This window comes from Streptococcus sp. CCH5-D3, assembly GCF_001556435.1.
GTDB lineage: Bacteria > Bacillota > Bacilli > Lactobacillales > Streptococcaceae > Streptococcus.
Genome location: NZ_LSIW01000100.1, coordinates 1 through 19,257 on the forward strand (window position 1 = coordinate 1; position 19,257 = coordinate 19,257).

The 19,257-nt window shown below is 32.1% G+C and carries 15 protein-coding genes and 3 pseudogenes; 13 read left to right on the forward strand and 5 right to left on the reverse strand.

The window, feature by feature from the left end; all coding sequences use genetic code 11:
* Positions 1 to 1,295: 1,295 nt before the first annotated feature.
* Together AX662_RS06935 and AX662_RS06940 are read right to left on the reverse strand one after the other, a co-directional pair.
* Positions 1,296 to 2,603, reverse strand: a complete 1,308-nt coding sequence (locus AX662_RS06935) for a sensor histidine kinase (RefSeq protein WP_060972016.1) — start codon at positions 2,601 to 2,603, stop codon at positions 1,296 to 1,298.
* 9 nt (positions 2,604 to 2,612) lie between these two features.
* A complete protein-coding gene (locus tag AX662_RS06940; RefSeq protein ID WP_060972017.1) occupies positions 2,613 to 3,356 on the reverse strand; it encodes a response regulator transcription factor in 744 nt (247 codons plus the stop codon).
* A gap of 1,024 nt (positions 3,357 to 4,380) precedes the next feature.
* Between AX662_RS06940 and tnpA the strand changes: the two are divergent.
* A pseudogene (gene tnpA / locus AX662_RS06950) lies at positions 4,381 to 4,854 on the forward strand (IS200/IS605 family transposase).
* Between the two features lie 78 nt (positions 4,855 to 4,932).
* Here the strand turns inward: tnpA and AX662_RS06955 are convergent.
* Entirely contained in the window at positions 4,933 to 5,910 is a 978-nt protein-coding gene (locus tag AX662_RS06955; protein ID WP_229040662.1) for a sensor histidine kinase, read from the reverse strand.
* Positions 5,911 to 5,993: 83 nt separating this feature from the next.
* Positions 5,994 to 6,665: a response regulator transcription factor gene (locus AX662_RS06960; protein ID WP_060972019.1), complete on the reverse strand. Its 672-nt coding sequence runs from the start codon at positions 6,663 to 6,665 to the stop codon at positions 5,994 to 5,996.
* Between the two features lie 477 nt (positions 6,666 to 7,142).
* On the opposite strand from AX662_RS06960, the gene AX662_RS10595 reads away from it, so the two are divergent.
* The 9 genes and pseudogenes from AX662_RS10595 to AX662_RS10390 form a co-directional block, all read left to right on the forward strand.
* The gene (locus AX662_RS10595) at positions 7,143 to 7,271 is read left to right on the forward strand and encodes a lasso RiPP family leader peptide-containing protein (protein ID WP_014634056.1); all 129 of its coding nucleotides are present in this window, start codon (positions 7,143 to 7,145) and stop codon (positions 7,269 to 7,271) included.
* Positions 7,272 to 7,350: 79 nt separating this feature from the next.
* Positions 7,351 to 9,114 (forward strand): asparagine synthase-related protein, encoded by a 1,764-nt coding sequence (locus AX662_RS06965; RefSeq protein ID WP_060972020.1) that lies wholly within the window; start codon positions 7,351 to 7,353, stop codon positions 9,112 to 9,114.
* Positions 9,104 to 9,370 carry a hypothetical protein gene (locus AX662_RS06970; protein ID WP_060972021.1) on the forward strand — a complete coding sequence of 89 codons (267 nt, stop codon included), beginning with the start codon at positions 9,104 to 9,106 and terminating at the stop codon, positions 9,368 to 9,370. The genes AX662_RS06965 and AX662_RS06970 overlap by 11 nt, the downstream gene beginning before the upstream one ends.
* Positions 9,367 to 9,786, forward strand: coding sequence for a lasso peptide biosynthesis B2 protein (locus AX662_RS06975; protein WP_041826654.1), 420 nt, complete (start codon positions 9,367 to 9,369; stop codon positions 9,784 to 9,786). The genes AX662_RS06970 and AX662_RS06975 overlap by 4 nt, the downstream gene beginning before the upstream one ends.
* Positions 9,787 to 10,494, forward strand: a complete 708-nt coding sequence (locus AX662_RS06980) for an ABC transporter ATP-binding protein (protein ID WP_014634059.1) — start codon at positions 9,787 to 9,789, stop codon at positions 10,492 to 10,494.
* Between the two features lie 5 nt (positions 10,495 to 10,499).
* On the forward strand, positions 10,500 to 11,300 hold the full coding sequence (locus AX662_RS06985) for an ABC transporter permease (RefSeq protein ID WP_014634060.1): 801 nt from the start codon (positions 10,500 to 10,502) through the stop codon (positions 11,298 to 11,300).
* Positions 11,293 to 11,982, forward strand: coding sequence for a hypothetical protein (locus AX662_RS06990; protein WP_014634061.1), 690 nt, complete (start codon positions 11,293 to 11,295; stop codon positions 11,980 to 11,982). The genes AX662_RS06985 and AX662_RS06990 overlap by 8 nt, the downstream gene beginning before the upstream one ends.
* Positions 11,975 to 13,717, forward strand: a complete 1,743-nt coding sequence (locus AX662_RS06995; RefSeq protein WP_014634062.1) for an ABC transporter ATP-binding protein — start codon at positions 11,975 to 11,977, stop codon at positions 13,715 to 13,717. The genes AX662_RS06990 and AX662_RS06995 overlap by 8 nt, the downstream gene beginning before the upstream one ends.
* A 135-nt stretch (positions 13,718 to 13,852) precedes the next feature.
* Positions 13,853 to 14,040, forward strand: a pseudogene (locus AX662_RS10390) (transposase); the annotation flags it as partial.
* Between the two features lie 260 nt (positions 14,041 to 14,300).
* On the opposite strand, the gene AX662_RS07000 reads toward AX662_RS10390, so the two are convergent.
* Positions 14,301 to 14,627: a helix-turn-helix domain-containing protein gene (locus tag AX662_RS07000; protein WP_014634063.1), complete on the reverse strand. Its 327-nt coding sequence runs from the start codon at positions 14,625 to 14,627 to the stop codon at positions 14,301 to 14,303.
* A 160-nt stretch (positions 14,628 to 14,787) separates the two neighbouring features.
* Between AX662_RS07000 and AX662_RS07005 the strand changes: the two genes are divergently transcribed.
* The 3 genes and pseudogenes from AX662_RS07005 to AX662_RS07015 form a co-directional block, all read left to right on the forward strand.
* Positions 14,788 to 17,832 (forward strand): SEC10/PgrA surface exclusion domain-containing protein, encoded by a 3,045-nt coding sequence (locus AX662_RS07005; RefSeq protein WP_060972022.1) that lies wholly within the window; start codon positions 14,788 to 14,790, stop codon positions 17,830 to 17,832.
* A 148-nt stretch (positions 17,833 to 17,980) separates the two neighbouring features.
* Positions 17,981 to 18,343, forward strand: coding sequence for a hypothetical protein (locus AX662_RS07010; RefSeq protein WP_003097334.1), 363 nt, complete (start codon positions 17,981 to 17,983; stop codon positions 18,341 to 18,343).
* Positions 18,344 to 18,526: 183 nt separating this feature from the next.
* Positions 18,527 to 19,257 (forward strand): annotated as a pseudogene (locus AX662_RS07015) (DUF6287 domain-containing protein); the annotation flags it as partial.

Here is a 19,257-nt window from a genome sequence, read left to right on the forward strand (position 1 = left end):
CTATGAGAAACGGAAAAGACAATCGCAAGTGACTTCAACCAAACCACACACGATTTCCTCTATATATTGTCTCATTAGAATAATGTATTACCTCATAACACATAACAAACTTTAGTTCAAAAAAAGACAATTTCCTTAGTTTGACTATGGAACTCAAACTATTTTTCATCAAATACCTTGATATACTTGACAAATGGTAGAAAAGGACTTAGTCTTGTGCAATACAGAACTAAATCCTTTGCCTAAATAAATTGTCTAACTTTTTTGGGTCAGCACAACGTTAGAGATTTAAATAGTTTCTTTATGACGATGTATTTAGGAACAAAAGAATAGAACAATAACATCATAAATATCCAGTTGTCCAATTATTTTTGATCATATAGTTTCATCACATTCAACTAATATTTTTACTATTAGTGGTTATCACAATCAAAAGTAAAAGTATTTCTATATAATTCTTGAACTAACTAATGCTTCTTAAACAGCTATACATTTATAAATTAAAGGAAATCATCACTGTAATAGGAACATATGGAATTAAATAATACCGTTTATGACATTTGTGATACCAAATGTGATAAAAATCGTAATTATTAGTTATTGATTGCTATACTATATTCGTAAAGTTAATCAAATAACTTTATAACAAAATTGAAGTAATATTATATATCAAAGGAATAGAGAAAGTAATGCAAAATCAATCAACTGCAAATGGGAACTGGTGGGAATGGTGGGGTCGCCATTAAGAAAATTAAGAAGAAAATTTCTGTAATTTAATAGTGAATAATTCAACAAAAATTAAATTTTAGTCATTAATCTACATCCAGATATTTCAAGAGGCTTTCGTTGGAAAGTAGAATTTTTCTATAACAATGATGCAGTCTCTTTATGTGTCCAGATGGACATATGACACACCAGATTGGGGTGCCATAAGGAAGGGGCTGAGTCTAAAACCTCTTCTATTCACATCAAAAGTAATAAACACCTATTTCAGATGAGATTTCCGGTATACATCGCTACAAGAAAGAAGCCCCAAATGTGGAACTTAAACACAAATATGGAGGGTATTAGATTTTTTTAATAAGGATTTATAAGAGACAACGACTATATTCGTAGTTAATATGAAGAAGATTATAACACTAATAAAACCAAATAAGTAAACAAAAGGAGGAATCTACCCAAATGTGAGATAGATTCCTCTTTTTATATTTTTTAAACTATAGAGATTATTTTTTCAGTGGACTCCTTATTGAGCCTCACTTAATACCTATAAAGATACCTTACAAAATCTATACTTACTTACAAAATCTGATAGTTTGAGAAAAGAGATGATTTGCACTACGAGTGGTAATCGTAGATTTAGGGTATTTTTCTAATACGCTGTTTACATTATGTAACCCAAGACCTCTTCCTTCCCCTTTACTAGAGTACCCCCTAGCAAAAATATGACTAACATCCACTTTTTCTGATTTTATACTATTTTCAACGATAAGTACCAATGAATCATCATTATTTATGAAAACAACAGTCATTCTAGGACTTGTGGCTTTAATGGTGGCTTCAATGGCATTATCACAAAGGACAGAAAGAACAGTTATGAAATCTAGTAATTCTATCCTAAAATTACTAACAGGTTCTTCAATCTCAACAGAAATTGAAATTCCCCTATTTTGCGCCTCAAGTAATTTAGCGGAAAGAATACTTTTGATAGCATCATTCTTAATATTACTAAGTTTAGCAATATCAAACTTACTATCATAGAATTGGTTTGCACTATCTCTAAGTACGCCATTGTAAACAGTTTTAATAGCTTCAATATCTTGATTATCAATTCCTAATTTTAGACTGGTCAAAATATTAATGTAGTCATGACGGAAACTCCTAATTTCCTCATAAAGTGATTCAACATGATGGCTATAGATAGATAGTTCATTTAGTTGAGTATCTTTTTGATCAATAATTTCCTTCTCTAGTTTTTCTTTTGAAATTGCATTGAGATAGAGTAGCATTACAAAAAACAGAACAATATAAAAGTTATTAATATGTCCTCTCCAGTTATCTGCATCAGCTAATTTGTCTCTATAAATAACAAGTATAGAAACTAAGAGCATATATACAAACATAGAGATGTTGATCAGTAATAATAAATACTTGAAATAGTAACGCTTGAAACCTTCTTTTATTTCGTCAAAATCTAACCTAAGAGATTTTACTATGAGTAAATGAAGAGGGAAAACCAGTAATTCAATTAAGATATCATACCAACTTAGTTTGACTTCATTGAAGACAGAGACTCCTAGTAGAGGGAAAACGTAGAATGCTAACATTCTACCTAGCAAGCTTTGAACGATAATGGGGTACAAGCCATAAAAAATATCAAGTGTTTTACTACCATACTTATTTTGATATATGTTATAAGCAATAAAGATAAAAAAGAAAGCAAAGTACCCAACAGGAGGACATATGATGAGGAGTAGGACATACAAAAATGGACCAATAATATTCCACAAAGGTTTGATTGGTTGGTTACTCACCTGTTGAAACATTAACAATACTACTAATGTCTTAGAATAGAACAGCAATAAATTTATAACTATATCCATAGAAACACCTTAGATTTTCAAAGATTTAACTTTTTCTAGGAGACCCTTATATTTCGTACGGGAAATGGGACATTCATTATTATTTTCAAACATTACCATTTTCTCTTCTTTATTGATCTTAACGATATTTTCAGGATTAACGATAAATGAACGATGGCATCGATATAGGCGGTCGTCAGCTCGTTCAACTTCTGAAATACTGGCGTAGAACTCCATTCGTTCTTCTTTAGTATGCAAAATAACTTTATGTATTGTTGGAGACGTTTCAAAAAATAAGATATTGTTAAAAGGCACTTGAACATGGGCCGTAGCTGTTTCAAAAGTAAAAGAATCTTGGGCAATAGTGGCACCCATTTTATCCATGGTATATTCAATTGCTAAATGAACACGTTCATAAAAATCTTCATCATCTAAAGCTTTATCAATAAAATCTAGTGCAGCAACTCTATATTTAAAAGTGACTGGCATAAATTCTGAATGTGTTGTTACAAAAACAATTGTTGCATTAGGATCTTTTTTTCGAATTTCTTTCGCAATGTCTAGCCCCTTTTTTTCTTCTCCTTTAATTTCAATATCTAAAAAGAAAAGTTGGTGAGAACCTCTTTCCGTAATTGCGTCAAGTAACTGGCTAGGTTTTCCAAAAATCTCAGGTCCTTTACATTTTAGAGATTTTTTTGCAATAACATTTTTTATAACATTCTCTATTCGTGATTGTTGTAAAAATTCGTCTTCTAAAATAAAAATATTTAACAATTAGTGTACTCTCCATTCGATAAAATATTTAGTACTGCAGTAAAAGACATTGAAGTCTTTTTCCAGTATGAAAATATATTTGTTTTGTTTTTTTAGGACGTCTAAATAAAAATCCATGTTTCTTTGCAAATACAGATAATTTTCCCTAACATGCAGTACACATATAAGTATGGAAACTTTTAAGTAATGATAGTAGTCATAAAACCGGTATATCGTAACAGTTCTAGAAACTATTATATCGGTATACTTTTACTGTAAATGACAAAAAATGAACCGTTTATGATATATGACAAATTAAATGGTATAACCAAGCTATAATAAAAATAGGAATTGGAGGTGAAGTATGTTCAATATTGTGAGGCACTTTTGGTTGTTGATAACTGTTAAAAAGTATATTAAAAAATATAAGTTAAAAGTTAAAGTTAACAATCATTTTAATTCTATAAGGATTACTACAGCAACTAACACTCTTTATTTTATCACATTTACAAAGAATTGTAATTATGGAAAAAAGTTAAAAAAATTAGGAGGAGTAACGTTTATGCACAAATTATTTTATTGACAGCGAATATTGATTATAACAAAATATTTAATGAACATCTCGAACTATTAGGTGTCATTGATATCAAAAAGTCATTAGCGAATACCTCTAATGAAATTTGTGATTATCTAGATTATTTTTTTAATATCGAAAAGGTGCACTAACCTCCATGTACATGTAAACTGTACTTGAGGTTATTTTTTTATCATCAGATTAAATAGTTTTTCGATGTTTTATTGTAATAAACGTTTTGTTTAGGTAGTGTAAAATAAGTTATGTAAACTCAAAAAGGAATAAACACGTTATAGTAGAGTTGCAATACCTTACTAGAAAGAGATTGATTCCTATGGTTCAGTTTACCACAGAATTACTTAACTTCTTAGCCCAAAAGAGGTATAGCGATATATCAAAAAAGTCCCCCTAAAGTGTTATATTAGGTAAGGTTTCCCGACCACTAACTAATATACAAAAGGAGGACCCCTGATGAGACAGGATAATAATAGTTTAGCACATACTACATGGAATTGTAATTATCATATTGTGTTCGCGCCCAAATATCAATGTCAGATAATTTATGGAAAATACAAAGCAAGTATAGGTCAAATCTTACGATTATTATGTGAAAGAAAAGGTGTTGAAATTCATGAAGCGGAAGCTTGCCCAGATCATATTCACATGTAAGTGAGTATACTACCGAAGCTAAGTATTTCCTCATTTATAGGATATTTAAAGGGCAAAAGTAGCTTAATGATATTTGATCGACATGCTAATTTAAAGTATAAATATGGGAATCGCAAATTTTGGTGTCGAGGGTTTTATGTTGATACGGTTGAGCGAAATCAGAAGCGAATTGAAGAATATATTCGTAATCAATTACAAGAAGACGTGATAGCAGATCAGCTCAGTCTTTTTGAGGAATATGATCCGTTTACAGGTGAGAAAAATAAAAGAAAGTAGTCTTAAAGAGACCCGCTATCACATTAGACGGTTGGTCATAAATTTATTACATTTAATCAGTAGTACGAGAAGTATAGCCTAGACTGGTATGCAAATAGTGACAAGAGCACCGTTATTACAATTACTCAAATTTACTTGTCCTCCATGAATCTTAGCTACCCTCTTAACAAATGCTAATCCGATACCAAAATTACTTCTTTGCTCTGAATTTGTTGCTTGTTTGTCTTGATAGAATAGTAGTCCATATTTTTCGAGTAAATTCTCTGTAAATGAAGAATCGCTATTCCATATTGAGATGTAAAATTGATTATCTATAAATTTGTAGTTTACTTTTATTGTTGGATAACTACTTTGGGAATGGTCAATAGCATTATTTATGATATTTAGAATAGCTCTTAGAAATAAGTTAAGGTTAAGCGTTAAATAAATAGAGGTTGGTAAGTTGTTTGAAAATTGAATACCAGCCTTTTTATCAGTAATTAACTTAATTTCTTGTTCAAATAATTCAAATAAGTAATCTGAAGACAAACTCTCCCAATTTGAAGTATCATTATAGAATGTTTTAGAATAATTTATGAGTTGGTTAAAGTAAAGATTAAGTTGTTGACTGGCAAGTTCAATATCTTCTAAACATTGCTCAATATTTCCAGGAATATCCATAGATTGTAAAAATTGAGCATTTCCTTGAATAACTGTTAATGGTGTTTTCAAATCATGTGCTGCAGCTGAGACTTGAAACATTAACTCCTGTTTTTGCTGCTTTTCAGATTGAATTGTTTTTTTTATTGTTGCTTGCATTTCTTGAATTTTTTGTCGGGTTTCAATCAGTTCAATCAGGGTTAACTTAGCTGAGTTATTTTCATTTGTATCGCCCAGTAAACTTTGATTGTATACGATAATTGTTTCTTGTTTTATCTTTTCTAGAAGATTCCTCATATTTTTAGTAATACTAAAAAGTAAAATTAGACTAATATAAATCCAAGAAGCTGTGCTGAAATAAATTGTAAATGCCCCTGCATTTTTTTCAGTAATATTGGTAAATGCAGTAAGTAACATCGGTAACAAATAAAATAAAAAAAGATTAACTAGGAACTGTCTTAAAATCTTAAAATATGTTTGCTTAACCAGTTGGTTAAAAGTTAAAGACTTCTCCACTGATATCCACCTCCCCAGATTGTTTTAATAGGATTAAGTTCATAAGGTTTTAATTTTTGCCTGACTTGGTATACATACTCTGTAATTGATCTTCCCTGTGTTTCAGAATCATGAGGGTAAAGATAATCAAACAGTTCTTCGTTTGAAAATATTTTATTTGGATTGCTGGAGAGTAACAAAATTAATTGGAACTCTCTTTTTGTAGTGGGGACATGTACATCCGCAACCCTAAGTTCTTCTTTAATTTTATTAATTGTGATCGGTCCGAATTGTAGAATCTCATTAGAATTATTATTGCGTACTTCTCTACGGATATGCATCTGTACTCTTGCTACTAATTCTGGAATGCTGAATGGCTTTGTGATATAGTCATCTGCACCAGACTGTATGCCACATACAACATCTTCTTCCAAATTTTTTGCTGTTAGAAATATGATTGGCACAGAAATAAATTCTCGGATATACCTACAAATTTCAATTCCACTGTGCGGCATCATGATGTCTAAAATAATTAAATCATAGCCGATAAAATGGCATATATCAATATCTGGAATAGAGGTTAGCGTGTCAACGACAAAGTTTTTACTCTCTAAAACATTTCGAACCAACCTTAAGATGGATATATCATCATCTATAACAAGGATTTTATATTTCATAAGCGCCCTCTCCTTACATATTTCATCCAGTTTCAAATACGATTCCAGTCACAATAGTTAGTCATTTTTTATGATGTTGAGACGTTTTATACCAGCTTTCACCAGAATGTAAGTGAATGTGGTAGTGTTAGATACGATATCCTAAACTAACGTTCGTAAATTATGAGAGTATTATACCATATACTAAGGAACTAAGGGATTATTGGGTCAAAATTATTTACTTGAAAATCAGAAATTCTGATATTTTTTTGATATTTGTTTTGTACAATACAAAATGTAGATGATAGTTTATCATCTATACTAATAGTCACTATTAGTTTTAAAAATTTATTCTGTAACATAATTTCTTAGAGTTAGAAAAAAATGACTCTGAAATAGCAACATGTGAAGTAGGTTAAATTAATTTGCTCATGGTTTAACAGAGTTACACAGTCTGTTGTTCAGAAATTGTTATGGAAAAATAGAAAGGAAACTGTTATGTACCAAAAACCAACTATTACAAAAATCGGTAACTACCGTACTTTGACAAATGGTGCAGGTAAAGCACGTGAGCGCGATTTGCTTGGCTTTAGTGCGTTGATTGTTATCCACTGGCCTTGGGGATAATATATAGAATATAGATAATAAGCGGAGGTGAGCAACTCTGCTTATTATTTATATAATTGGTATAAAACATAAATTATGAATGAAAGTTAATGTTATTTTATCGAAAAATCAAATCATTACTACTGATACATTGATAGACGAACTGGTAGTTTCAGAAGAACTTAAAACCTATACTGCTGATAATTTATTAATGATAGTAAAACCCCATAAAAATTCTGAAGACATTGGTAGATTTTTGGCTAAAGAAAACTTAAACATTGAAATGATAGAGAGTAATCTGCTTGAGCTAAAAAAGAATGCATCTTTTGTAGCAATCACAAAAGAGAATCACTTTGTAATCGGTGGTGATTTTAATAATCATAATCCAATATATTATTTAGAAAAGGATGAAGAATTATTTATTTCATTTTATCCAGAATTAATTGCTAGTTTTACAAAACAAAAACTAAATAGAACGTATTTTGCGTTACGTATAGTAAACTTTGATACCGTCTATCCATTTACTGAGTTGACCCCATGGGATAACGTGAAACTTGTAAACAGTCGAAAGATACTTGTATCCTTAGAAGGACAGGTTAAACAGGTATTTCCTTGGAGAAGTAATGGTGAAAATAAAACTATTGCTGGAGTAGCAGGAGAGTTGAGTAAAAATTTAAATAGTGTATTACGAAAATATCTGGAAAACCAACCAAAAATTAGTGCAGATTTATCAGGTGGTTTGGATTCGACTTCTCTTTGTTATTTTTGTAAGAATTTAGGAATAGAATTGAATACAGTCTTTCTATCTCCAGAGGATGGTGCTGATAGTGATGTCGTCTGGTCAAATCGAGCAAGCAGGGATGTTTCAGCAGAACACGTGATTTTGCCGTATAGTAGCACAGTTACTTTGAGCACTTTAGATCCGATAGCGATATACAATGCACTTCCATTTGGTCCTTCAGAATCGTTTCGCTATATAAATTTAGCTAGAAAAATTATTGAAATTGGGCTAGAGAATGATATAAGTACCCATATAAATGGTCATGGTGGTGATGAACTGTTTGGTCCGTTATCTACTATGGCTTGGTCTTTATATCATTCTAACTATCCAAATCGCATAAGAAATTTATACGGTTTTGCAAGGTTAAATAAATTCAACCTTTTTAAGTTTTTTAAGTCATTGACCGACAACACTAGTTTATCTGACAATTTGAGAAATTTAGTTTGTCAGGAGGTTGAACAGGTTGATTTTGATATTAAGTATAGTTCTAAATGGATTTCGACTCTGTCAGTTGAAAGTTTTGTAACCCAAACAGCAAGAGATTTAATTACAAGATGTGCAACCTCTTATGCTGAAAAAGATATTGAATCATATTCTGATGATAAATCTATCCATAAAATTCTTGAAGAAATTGAAAGTCATACTCTCTTGCAACGAGACTTAAATGCAATGGTGCCAACTGATAAGTATTTTAGATTTTTAAGTCCGTATACAAATTATGACATTGTAGAATCAGCATTAAAGTATAATATTGACGAAAGATTTAACGCAAAAGTGACTAAACCTATGTTAGCAGAGATACGTCCAAGCTCTATGTCTCTTGAATACTTTCAGAGAAGAGATAAAGGGGAATACAGCAAACCGACATTTACAGAATACAGTAAGCGTAAGAAGATATTACAAAAAATATTTTCTGAAGAATGTCTGATTTATAAGTTAGGACTTGTAGATAGGGTTGATCTGTTAGAGTCGCTCAATAAATTTAGTGCGGATGGAGAACTGTTAGAAAATGTTATGAGGATTCAAATTATTGAATTTTGGTTGAGAGGTTATTGTGAAAGTGAGGGGGAGTATGAAATATAAGTTGTCATCGAATATTAATATTAGCAAAACAGAAGATGGTAGTAGTATTGTTTTGAATTCTAATGATGCTCAGTATTACCATTTTGATAAATTAACTACGGATTTTTTAGCTTCCTTAATTAAAGGAGTCACACTTGAAGATTTTTGCAAAAATGTCTCTATCAATTATTCAGTGGAGTTATATCAGGTTATAAAAGACTATAAAGAAATTATTGAGGAATTACAGCAGTTAAAGGTTTTGGAGGAAATTAAATGAGTTCACCAGTTAGAATGGAGCAGAGAACTAAATTGTCAGTAAAAAACAAAATAACAGCTTTATTTTGTGCCAATGTTTCATTTTTTCTAATTAAACTACCTCCTAAGAAATTGTCTGAAGTTATCGAGAAACTAAGTAAAAATACTCGAAAGGCTCTTCCGAAGGAGGTAGAGAGTTGGCGTACGTCTATAAATTCAATTAATGTTAGGTGTGCAGGTAATGGGTGCTTACAAAGGTCAGTCGCAGTTATGCTACGGGGAATAATAGCAAGACGAACTCCAGATTGGGTTTCAGGTTTCCAAGTATCACCCTTCATAGCTCATGCATGGGTGGAAGTCGATGGAATACCAATCGGTGAAGAGATGGACCTATCTAACTTTCAAAAAATCCTATTTGTAAAAGGAGGACAAAGGTAAATGATTAAAATAGAAAATGTTAGTAAAGCTTTTAGAGAAAAAATTGTTCTTTCAAAAATTTCGTTTACAGCAAACGAAGGGGAGGTGACAGCGTTGATAGGACCAAATGGGTCAGGGAAATCAACGTTACTAAAAATATTGCTTGGGCTGATTTCTACAGATGAAGGAAGAGCAACTTTTGACGGAAAAAATTATGGTGAATTGGGGAAATATCCCTTTAGATATGTCGGGACATTTCTAGATAGTTTTCAACCAAATCCCACAAGGACGGCCTATAATCACTTGAGATGGATTGCTTTAACTAGTGGTATAAGTAAGCAGAGGTGTTTAGAATGTTTAAAAATCGTTGGTCTTCAGGATGTTGGTAATAAAAAGATAAAAGACTATTCTCTTGGAATGAAACAAAGACTGGGGTTGGCTACGGCTATTTTAGCAAATCCTAAAATACTTATTTTGGATGAGCCGATTAATGGACTTGATCCAGATGGAATTAGATGGGTTAGAGAATTTCTAAGAGAATTTGTAAAGGACGATAAAATTGTTCTAATCACAAGTCACTATATGAATGAATTAGAACTTACAGTTGACAAAATTGTAGGGTTATCTAATGGTAAAGTCGTTATCGATGGTAGCAGTAAAGATGTTCTTGAAGAGTATGGATCTTTCGAGGAAGCATATTTTAGATCTGTTAGAAACGAGATGAGGTAAACTTGATGAAAAATACGCATAGTGAACTATATAAAATCCTGTCCTTGCCACTTTTTTGGATGGGTGTAGTAATTGTGATTGGAATCAGTATATTCTTTACCTTTCAAAATATTCAAGTAATTAATGCGATAGCAAATGGTAATACAGAGATTGTTAAGCTCGAAGATATGACTAGTCAATTAACGAAGGCTCAAACAGTAAGAGATGCGATATTATCTTCTCCTTATCAATCAAGTATTCTATTTTTTCCAATCTTGTTTGCACTGGTTCTATCTACAGAGTACAAATTTGGTCAGGAATCATTAACTAAATTACTTACACCAAAATGGCATACGGTTTTAACAGGCCAGATTTGTTCTGCAATAATTGTAGCCAGTACGTTTACTGTTATTTTATCTCTAATAAATAGTGCAATGCTCTATGTGATGTTAGATGAAAGATTACAGGACTACCTTAATATAGGTCTTATTTTAGAGGTAACGTTTAGAATTATTATCTTTTCCATAACATTGACATTGCTTTCAATGCTTTTAGTAAAAATAACAAGGAAGCCTATTCCATCTGTCATTGTTATTGTAAGTCTTCTTATTATAACTCTATCAGGCATACTAAGAGTTGTCTCTCCAACACTTGAAAATTTATTACCCTTAATAGGTGCAAAGTCATTTGCATTTGGGAGAGTAGAAAATAACAATACTTCGGAAGTATATGGTTTGTTGTTATTATTGTCTCAAGCATCAATAGTAACTATTATGATGTATATTAAAGATTGGTATAAAAATCAGAGGGACAAGAATTATGGATGAAACAGTATGTGCTCTTTTTTATAAAAAATATAGTCTGAATGCGGTGAAACTACAAATTTTAAGTCTGTTATCACTTATTCTGCTTTCTTGTATTCTTAGTTTAATAAAATTTAAAATCAATGATAATTATGTGGTGTTATCAATGAATCAAATACTGATAATTGCATCTTATTTATTTATGATAGGTGGATTGATAAATGGTTCTACGGAAGTAGATAATCCAGAATCTAAAATAATATACTTATTAAATGGAAACAAAAATATCAGTGCACAAAAAATAATTATAGTAGAGTTGATAGACTGTGTATTACAAGTAATTCTATCATTTTTGATTATCGTTTTATTCTTACTTTTTAAAGGAGAGATTAAAGGAATTGACTTGATCGTATTAATTTCTTATATTTTGAGTACTACTTTGTGTTCTTCTATCGCCTATTATTTAACCTTATTTTTTAAAAGCTCAATGGTAGCACTAGCTACTTTATTGATATTCCCAATACTAGTTTTGCCATATATTGAAAGGGTATTGCCTGCCACATCACCCTATATATATTATGAAGCGATTTCTGAAAGTTTCAAAACTTCAGTATTTTCGACTAGTCATATTGTATTGTTGTTTTGGAATGTTATGGTATTACTGTTGATTTATTTGAAAATAAAAAAGGGGTTTAATAATGGATAGTCAACAACATTCAGAAGTCTCTTTCAGGGAATTTTTAAGATTACTAAAACCACATAAAATATCTATAAGTATTGCTTTGATTATTGCTCTAATTGCGTCGACATTATCAATTCTTCAACCAATACTTCTTTCAAAAATTATTGACAATATTAACAATACCATCTTGAAAAAAACTGTAATTTTATTCTCTATGATAGTATTGTCATCTGCAATCCTTAACTCAATTAAGCAGTATATATTGGAGAGTATTAGTGAAAATTTAGTGAATAGTTTACGAATTCAAATTGTTAATAGATCAATCAAGTATAAGATTGAAGTATTTGATACTAGAAAAATTGGGGATTTAGCATCAATATTGAGCACGGATACAGCTCAGCTTAGGGGGATTTTAAGTCAAGGAATAGTAGAATTGGTGTCACAAACATTTACAATGTTATTTGCATTGATTATGATGTTTTATCTTGATATTCAATTGTTTAGTCTATCTCTGCTAGCAGTTCTTTCTCTTTTAATATGTGGCTTGTTACTTGGTAAAAGAACTAGGCCTATTGCGAAAGATTTACAAGAAGTAGTTGGAGAATTATCATCTGAGTTAGAGCGGACTTTGCGAGGTGTCAGAACAATTCGTGCATTTTTATCGGAAAATGTTTTTGTTGAAAGAATGAGTAGTGTTGTAACTAGTGCGACAAAGATTGGGAAAAAAGTGGCTATTTTTAAATCTATTATAAGTGGTTTCTCTAACATAGCACTACAAATAATGCTTATAATAATAATTGGAGTTGGTGCAATTAGAGTTGCAACAGGGGTTATATCTATTGGAAGTCTAAGCGCCTTTATAATGTACGTAATGTTAGTACTGACTCCAGCTGCAATGCTAGGAGGAGTACTAGCATCAATAAATGAGGGATTGGGAGCTTATTCGAGGATTAAAGTTGCTTTGGAACTTCCGATAGAGGAGGATATTAATTCTTTAGACGTTCTTGAGAAAAAAGAAAATCAGATTTTGCAAATTAAAAAATTAAGCTTTAAATATAATGATAATTTTGATAAAAATATTCTAAATAAGATTGATATTTCAGTTAATGGTCCAGGAGTAACAGCTTTGGTTGGACCATCCGGTTCAGGAAAGACAACTATATTTGAGCTTATTGAAAGATTTTATGATTTTGATGATGGAACAATAGAACTGTATGGAAATAATATTTATGATTTGCCTATTAAAGTTCTTCGTTCGAATATAACCTTTGTAGAACAAAATGCTTCAATTTTCTCTGGAACAGTACTAGAGAACTTACAAATTGCTAATAAAAATGTCTCAAGACTTGACTGCTTACATGCTCTAAATTTAGTTAACCTTTTTCAAGATATTCCCTCTGAAGAAATACTAGATAGAGTAATCGGGGAGTCTGGAATCACTTTGAGTGGTGGTGAAAAACAGAGGTTATCATTAGCTAGAGCTTTAATTTCTCCTAATGACATAATATTATTGGATGAGACTACATCAAATTTGGATAGTATAAATGAGTCAAAAATTCATCAATTAATTAAAGATTTATCTAGGAGAAAGACCGTCTTAATAATAGCTCATAGATTATCTACTATTCAGAATGCTGATTCAATTTATCTAATTAGTGAAGGTGAAGTAGATGACTGTGGCACTCACCAAGAATTATTATCGAGGAATAAGCTCTATAAAGAATTGGTTGAAACTCAGTTTATTAATAAAGAAACGTAATTTTTTAAATACTAGTATGGTAAATGGTAGTATATAATAAGTTGTATAAACACAAAAAGGGATAAATACGTTATTGTAGAGTTGTGAGACATTACTAGAAGAAGATTTATTACTATGACTCAATTTACCATATAATTGCTTAACTTCCTAACCCAGAAGCAAGATATTGATGAATTTTACCCTTCTTCTATTGAAACAGCCATGGATGATCTATTTCAAGCAGTGTTGTCAACTTTTTAGGGTATGAACCGTACGATAAAGTAGGTTACTATACTGGCAATAGTCGCAATGAAGCGTCTTTACGGAGGTTCGAAACCCAATATTGAACTACACCCCAAAAGTTAGACAGGAAAAATCTAACTTCTGGGGTGTTTTTATTATGAAATTAACTTTTGAAGATAAGATACAAATCTGTAAATTTCTGAAACAAGGATGTACTTTTGTATGGAATAAAAATCAATTTGTATATCACAATGATAAATAAAGAAAGCTAAAAAGACTTATCTCTATCTTGCATAGAGATAAGTCTTTTACTTAAATTATATTTTAACCTAAAGTAGTTGTTCAGTTCAAAAAGGTTCTGCTATTTTGTTTCAGTCATAATAGTATTGATAGCTTTGATTAATTTCTTTTGTTTATACGCAGGCAACGCTTTTAAATTATCAATAAGTTTTACCAAATCGCTATCTTCTTCTTTTAGTGTGACATCAAAGAAAGTGGGGATATCCACATCTAAGGCTTTCATAATTTTTTCAAGAGTTTTGATTTTAATGTTAGGTTCTAGATTTTCAATTTTATAAACGTAATTTGTCCCCAATTCAGCTTTTTCTTCAAGCATTTCTTGGGTCATTCCCTCTTTTATTCGTAAGACTCTAATACGCTTACTGATATATTCTTGTAGATTTGACATAAACCACCTCGCAAGGTTTATTTTACAACCTTAAAAGGTTGGTTATAACACCTTAAAAGGTTAAAAACAACTTTACAAGGTTGTTTTTAAGTTATATAATGTAAACATTACAATATAGGAATTGTATAATTTATTGAAAATAAAAGGAGTTTTAGCGTTAATGGAAAAGAAAGAGGCTATTAAGGCATTGGCTAGCGTCTCGACGGTGATTGCAGCGACAGGATTAACGTCTGTAGCGAATGCTAATCAACAAGAAGCCCCAAAAACAGAAGTTGATGCCTTAAGTTCTAAAGTAACTATTCAAGCTCTTAAAGAAGCTGAGAACAAGCAAAGTGTAGCGGTACAAGCAGTAAACGCTCAACAAGGTGTAGTTAAGCAAGCCATCACTGAAGAAGAAAAAGCTGAAAAAACCGAAGCTATGACTAAGGAAGGTCTTGATGAAGCTCAGATTATCAAAGACAAGGCCACTCCTGCTGAAATTGATAAAACTAAACAAAATATTAGTGAGACAGAATCAGCAATCGAAAATCAAGACGTTCAACTTCAGAATGCTCAAGCTGAGACTGCTAAAGCTCAAGATAAAGTTAACAAACAAACTGAAATTGTTAACGGTGATCAAACAGAGATTACTATTCAAGAAACTAATGTAGCAAATGCTAAAACCAATGTAGAAATTGCTCAAAAAAATCTTGATGGTACAGGAGCTAAGGAAATCATCTCAGAACGAGATCATGCTCAAACTGATTTTGTAACTAAAAAGGATGCTGAAGCTAATGCCAAAAGCAAGCTAGAAGAAGCACAGAAAGCTGATGCTGATAAAAAAGCTAAACTTGAAGAAGCTGAAAAATATGAAAAACTTCAAGCTAAAGCTGTTGAAGACACTTCAAAAACTTTGAGTGATGCTGAAGCTAAGGCTAAACAGACTAAAGAGCAACTCAAGAATACTAATATTGCTGTAATTAATGCTCAAGCAGCACTTGATGGTACAGGAGCTAAAGAAATCATCTCAGAGCGAGACAATGCTCAAACTGATTTGGCAACGAAAAAAGATGCCGAAGCAGAGACTGAAAGAAAGTTGAAAGAAGCTCAAAAAACTGATGCTGATAAAAAATCTAAAATCCAAGCATTGACAGTAACCTTGACAGCTCAACAAAATGAAGCATTGAGAACTTCAACGGAATTGACAGCTGCTATAGCTGTTGCGGCTGATGCTAAGTCTAAAAAAGAAGAAGCAGACAAAGCTGTAAAACGTCTGGAAGATAAACTAACAAGTTTAGAAAATCTTAGCACTATTGAAATTCCAGAAGAAGTTGCAAGTGCTTATCGAAGTTTTTATGAAGATAAATCAGAAGCAAACAAAGATAAGCTCTTCGATGCTGTTCAAACTTGGTGGGATAACCGTGATTGTAGCAAAGAAAACAACTATCCTGTTGACGATACTGTAATCAACGATCTTAGCAATTTAACAAAAGAACAAATTGCTAACCTCTCACTTTATCAAGCAGGCTTGATTCAACAAGTGCGAAAAACTATCTGGGGTGATTCAGAAGTCCTTGTAACAGAAGATGTTGTTACGGCAATGAAGAATATCACAACTGCTTATTCGAACATGTCAAATCCTGATGGCGACCATCTTCTTAGTGCACTAACTAATGATGGAACCGATACTACGCATTGGAAGGCAGAAAACCTCGGTTACATCAAAGCTAAACCAACTACAATGTCAGCTTTGTATAAAGGTATTTATAAATCTATTATCAATACTTTTGGTAGTGACTACAATCAGAATTATGCACATATCATTACAACAGTTGGAGGAAAACCTGACTATAAAAACGGTAAGGTTGCTCCAAATTATATTGGTGCTGCAACAAGCGTAACACCAGAAGGTCTTGGATTGATGCATGAAATTCATTTCAATCACACTTCGTCAGATACTGATAAAATATTAGCTAATCCATTTGACTCTTCAGTTGTAAAAACTCAATTAGCTGACGCTAAAGCTGTTCAATCTTCTGCGGATAATGCTAACAAAACAGCTCAGAAAGATTTGACCACAGCATTGGCAGCAAATAAAGTAGCTCAGGATGCTGTATCTAACACTACAAATAGTTTGAACGCACTCAAAGCAACTGCTGCCCTCACACCAGATGCCAAAGCTAAATTGGATGAGGCTACTGAAGCACGTAAGAATGCTGAAACTCGTTTGAACAATGCTCAAAAAGCAGTTGACAATCTTAAAGCTGATGTTGCTACTAAGACTAAAGCTCTTGCTGATGCTAAAGTAACACAAGAAAAAGCAAATATTGCAAACAAAACAGCTAATGAAGAATTGAATTATGCGCAGGCTAAAAATAAACTTGCTAATGAAGTACTTTCAGAAACTCGCAATAAAATTGCTTCACTCAAAGCAACTGCTGCCCTTACACCTGATGCTAAAGTAAAATTGGCTGAAGCGACTTCGGCGCGTGAATTAGCTGAGTTAAGATTAGTCAATGCTCAAAAAGCAGTTGACACTCTTAACGCTGATGTTGTTACTAAAACTAAAGCTCTCACTGATGCAAAAGTAACTCTTCAAAAAGAAGAAGCTAAGTTGGAAGAACTTAAAGCTCAAAAAACTAAAGACGAAAAAGAACTTGCTTCTCTTCAAGAAACAGTGAACGCTTTGAAAGCGAATGAAGTTAAAATCAAAGACGAGATTAAATCTCTCCAAACTAAACTTCAAGAAACAAAAGATTATCTTAGCAAACTAGAAAATGCTGATAGTAATTTAGAAAAAGCTAAAGTTGCTTATAAACTAGCAGTAGAAAAACATAAAGAAGCTAAATCAATTCTTGATAAAGAAACTGAAAAACTTAAACAGTTGCTTATCAATAAACGTGATGCAGTAGCTCAATATGAAGCTGTAAAAGAAGCTTATATACAAGCTCAAGTAAGAGAACAATATGAAGTCATTTCTCAACGAGGTGATGTTCCAATTCCTCTCCTTAATGAAAATGGCCAAATAGTAGGTTATAACTCTTCATTTTCCCGAGATGTCAGAACTGCTGTTCGCACTATTACCGATAATGTCGTTTCGAAACATGGCGTACCGATCTATCAAGCATCATTACCTGAAACAGGTGAAGGTGATACAGCGATTTATACGCTTTCAGGAATTACGTTTCTTGCTCTAGCTGGAGTGATGAGAAAGAAGAAGTTATAAATTACAGTTTCTAAATTGCTTTACCGAGTGAGAAGTTATGACATAACTAAAGAATCACTGCCTTAATTCAATCACAATTACTTCCATATTCTAGAGAAGTTGAGAACAAAAAAATAAGTTTTATTAATCATAAATAGGAGAATATAAAATGAAAAAAGTATTAATTATTGTTTCTGTTGTTGTAATCGCACTAGCAGGTATTGGTGTAGGAGCATATTTCTTAACCCGTGAAAAGTCTCCGGAACAACAGGTCGTCGGGACTTGGTACGACGGAGAAAATGACGTAACGATTGAGTTGAAATCAAATAAGAGCCTAAAAATTACAAAAGAAAGTGGAGAATCTAGAACAGGTACTTGGCGCATTGCAGGTGATAAAATTAAGTTTACAGCAACAAGTGGTCCAAAAGCTGAAGGTGAACTTTCGACAGGAAAGATTGAATCTATTTTCTTTGAATTCACTAATACCAATGTGAGTTATGCACTTCACGATGCCACCTATGAAAAACAATAAATAGTTATAGGACTCTCATGAAGATTCATCGTACTCTTCAACGGAGTCCTATTTTGCTGAAATAGTTTTTGCGTATAGAATCTTCCAATTAATATTGACTTATTGAAAGATTTACTAACTATTTCTACCCTATATTTTAGTTTGATCAATGTTAAGTTGTAGAAAATTTGCGAATGAGTAGTGGTGGGTAATCAAATCAAAACATTTAGAGGAAATAAATATATTGAAAGAGCAGGAGAATTTAATATGAAAAAATGGATACTGATATCGTTTTTAAGTCTGAGTACTTTGACCTTGGTTGCATGCGGCTCTAATCAAATGAAGCAGGTAACACAGCAATCATCTTCGTCTAGTAAGCAAGAATTAAAGAAGAATAGACAGGAAGCATTTCAAACGGTCTTAGATCGTTATAAATCTTATCAGCAAGCAATAAATAGTGGTGATGATAGTCGTTTATCTGAAGCCTTAAAACAGGTCGAAGCTACATCTGAGGAATATATGCTCATTGATAATTTAGGGCATTCGGGAACGTCAGTTGATTTTCAATATGCGTTTGTAGACTTAGATAAAGATGGACAGGACGAGTTATTAATCGGTAAACAAGATTATATTTCTGCAATCTATTATCTAAAAAATAGTCAACCCACTTTGTTACATGTAGCTTATGCAGCCTCTGTTGGTGGGGCACGTTCATCTCTCACTGCTTATGAAAACGGTCAGGTGGTATTTGCTGCCTGGCAGTCATCGAATCCGGAAGTAAACCTAGCTTTATACAAAGTTGAAGCTAGTGTCCCAAATAAGCAAAAAGAAACTACGATACAAATGAATGATAAGAAGAAAATCGAAGAAGAACTAGGTATTTCGTCTACGGCTTTGAATCTCAAAAACTTAAAGTGGGAAGCAATTGATAAAGG

Excerpts from the sequence above, each read along its gene's own strand:
- AX662_RS07005 (WP_060972022.1), top strand. The coding sequence starts at position 14,788 with ATGGAAAAGAAAGAGGCTATTAAGGCATTGGCTAGCGTCTCGACGGTG.
- AX662_RS06975 (WP_041826654.1), top strand. The coding sequence starts at position 9,367 with ATGAGTTCACCAGTTAGAATGGAGCAGAGAACTAAATTGTCAGTAAAA.
- AX662_RS07010 (WP_003097334.1), top strand. The coding sequence starts at position 17,981 with ATGAAAAAAGTATTAATTATTGTTTCTGTTGTTGTAATCGCACTAGCA.
- AX662_RS06980 (WP_014634059.1), top strand. The coding sequence starts at position 9,787 with ATGATTAAAATAGAAAATGTTAGTAAAGCTTTTAGAGAAAAAATTGTT.
- AX662_RS06955 (WP_229040662.1), bottom strand. The coding sequence starts at position 5,910 with ATGTTACTTACTGCATTTACCAATATTACTGAAAAAAATGCAGGGGCA.
- AX662_RS06965 (WP_060972020.1), top strand. The coding sequence starts at position 7,351 with ATGAAAGTTAATGTTATTTTATCGAAAAATCAAATCATTACTACTGAT.
- AX662_RS07000 (WP_014634063.1), bottom strand. The coding sequence starts at position 14,627 with ATGTCAAATCTACAAGAATATATCAGTAAGCGTATTAGAGTCTTACGA.
- AX662_RS06985 (WP_014634060.1), top strand. The coding sequence starts at position 10,500 with ATGAAAAATACGCATAGTGAACTATATAAAATCCTGTCCTTGCCACTT.
- AX662_RS06970 (WP_060972021.1), top strand. The coding sequence starts at position 9,104 with ATGAAATATAAGTTGTCATCGAATATTAATATTAGCAAAACAGAAGAT.
- AX662_RS06995 (WP_014634062.1), top strand. The coding sequence starts at position 11,975 with ATGGATAGTCAACAACATTCAGAAGTCTCTTTCAGGGAATTTTTAAGA.
- AX662_RS10595 (WP_014634056.1), top strand. The coding sequence starts at position 7,143 with ATGTACCAAAAACCAACTATTACAAAAATCGGTAACTACCGTACTTTG.
- AX662_RS06990 (WP_014634061.1), top strand. The coding sequence starts at position 11,293 with ATGGATGAAACAGTATGTGCTCTTTTTTATAAAAAATATAGTCTGAAT.
- AX662_RS06960 (WP_060972019.1), bottom strand. The coding sequence starts at position 6,665 with ATGAAATATAAAATCCTTGTTATAGATGATGATATATCCATCTTAAGG.
- AX662_RS06935 (WP_060972016.1), bottom strand. The coding sequence starts at position 2,603 with ATGGATATAGTTATAAATTTATTGCTGTTCTATTCTAAGACATTAGTA.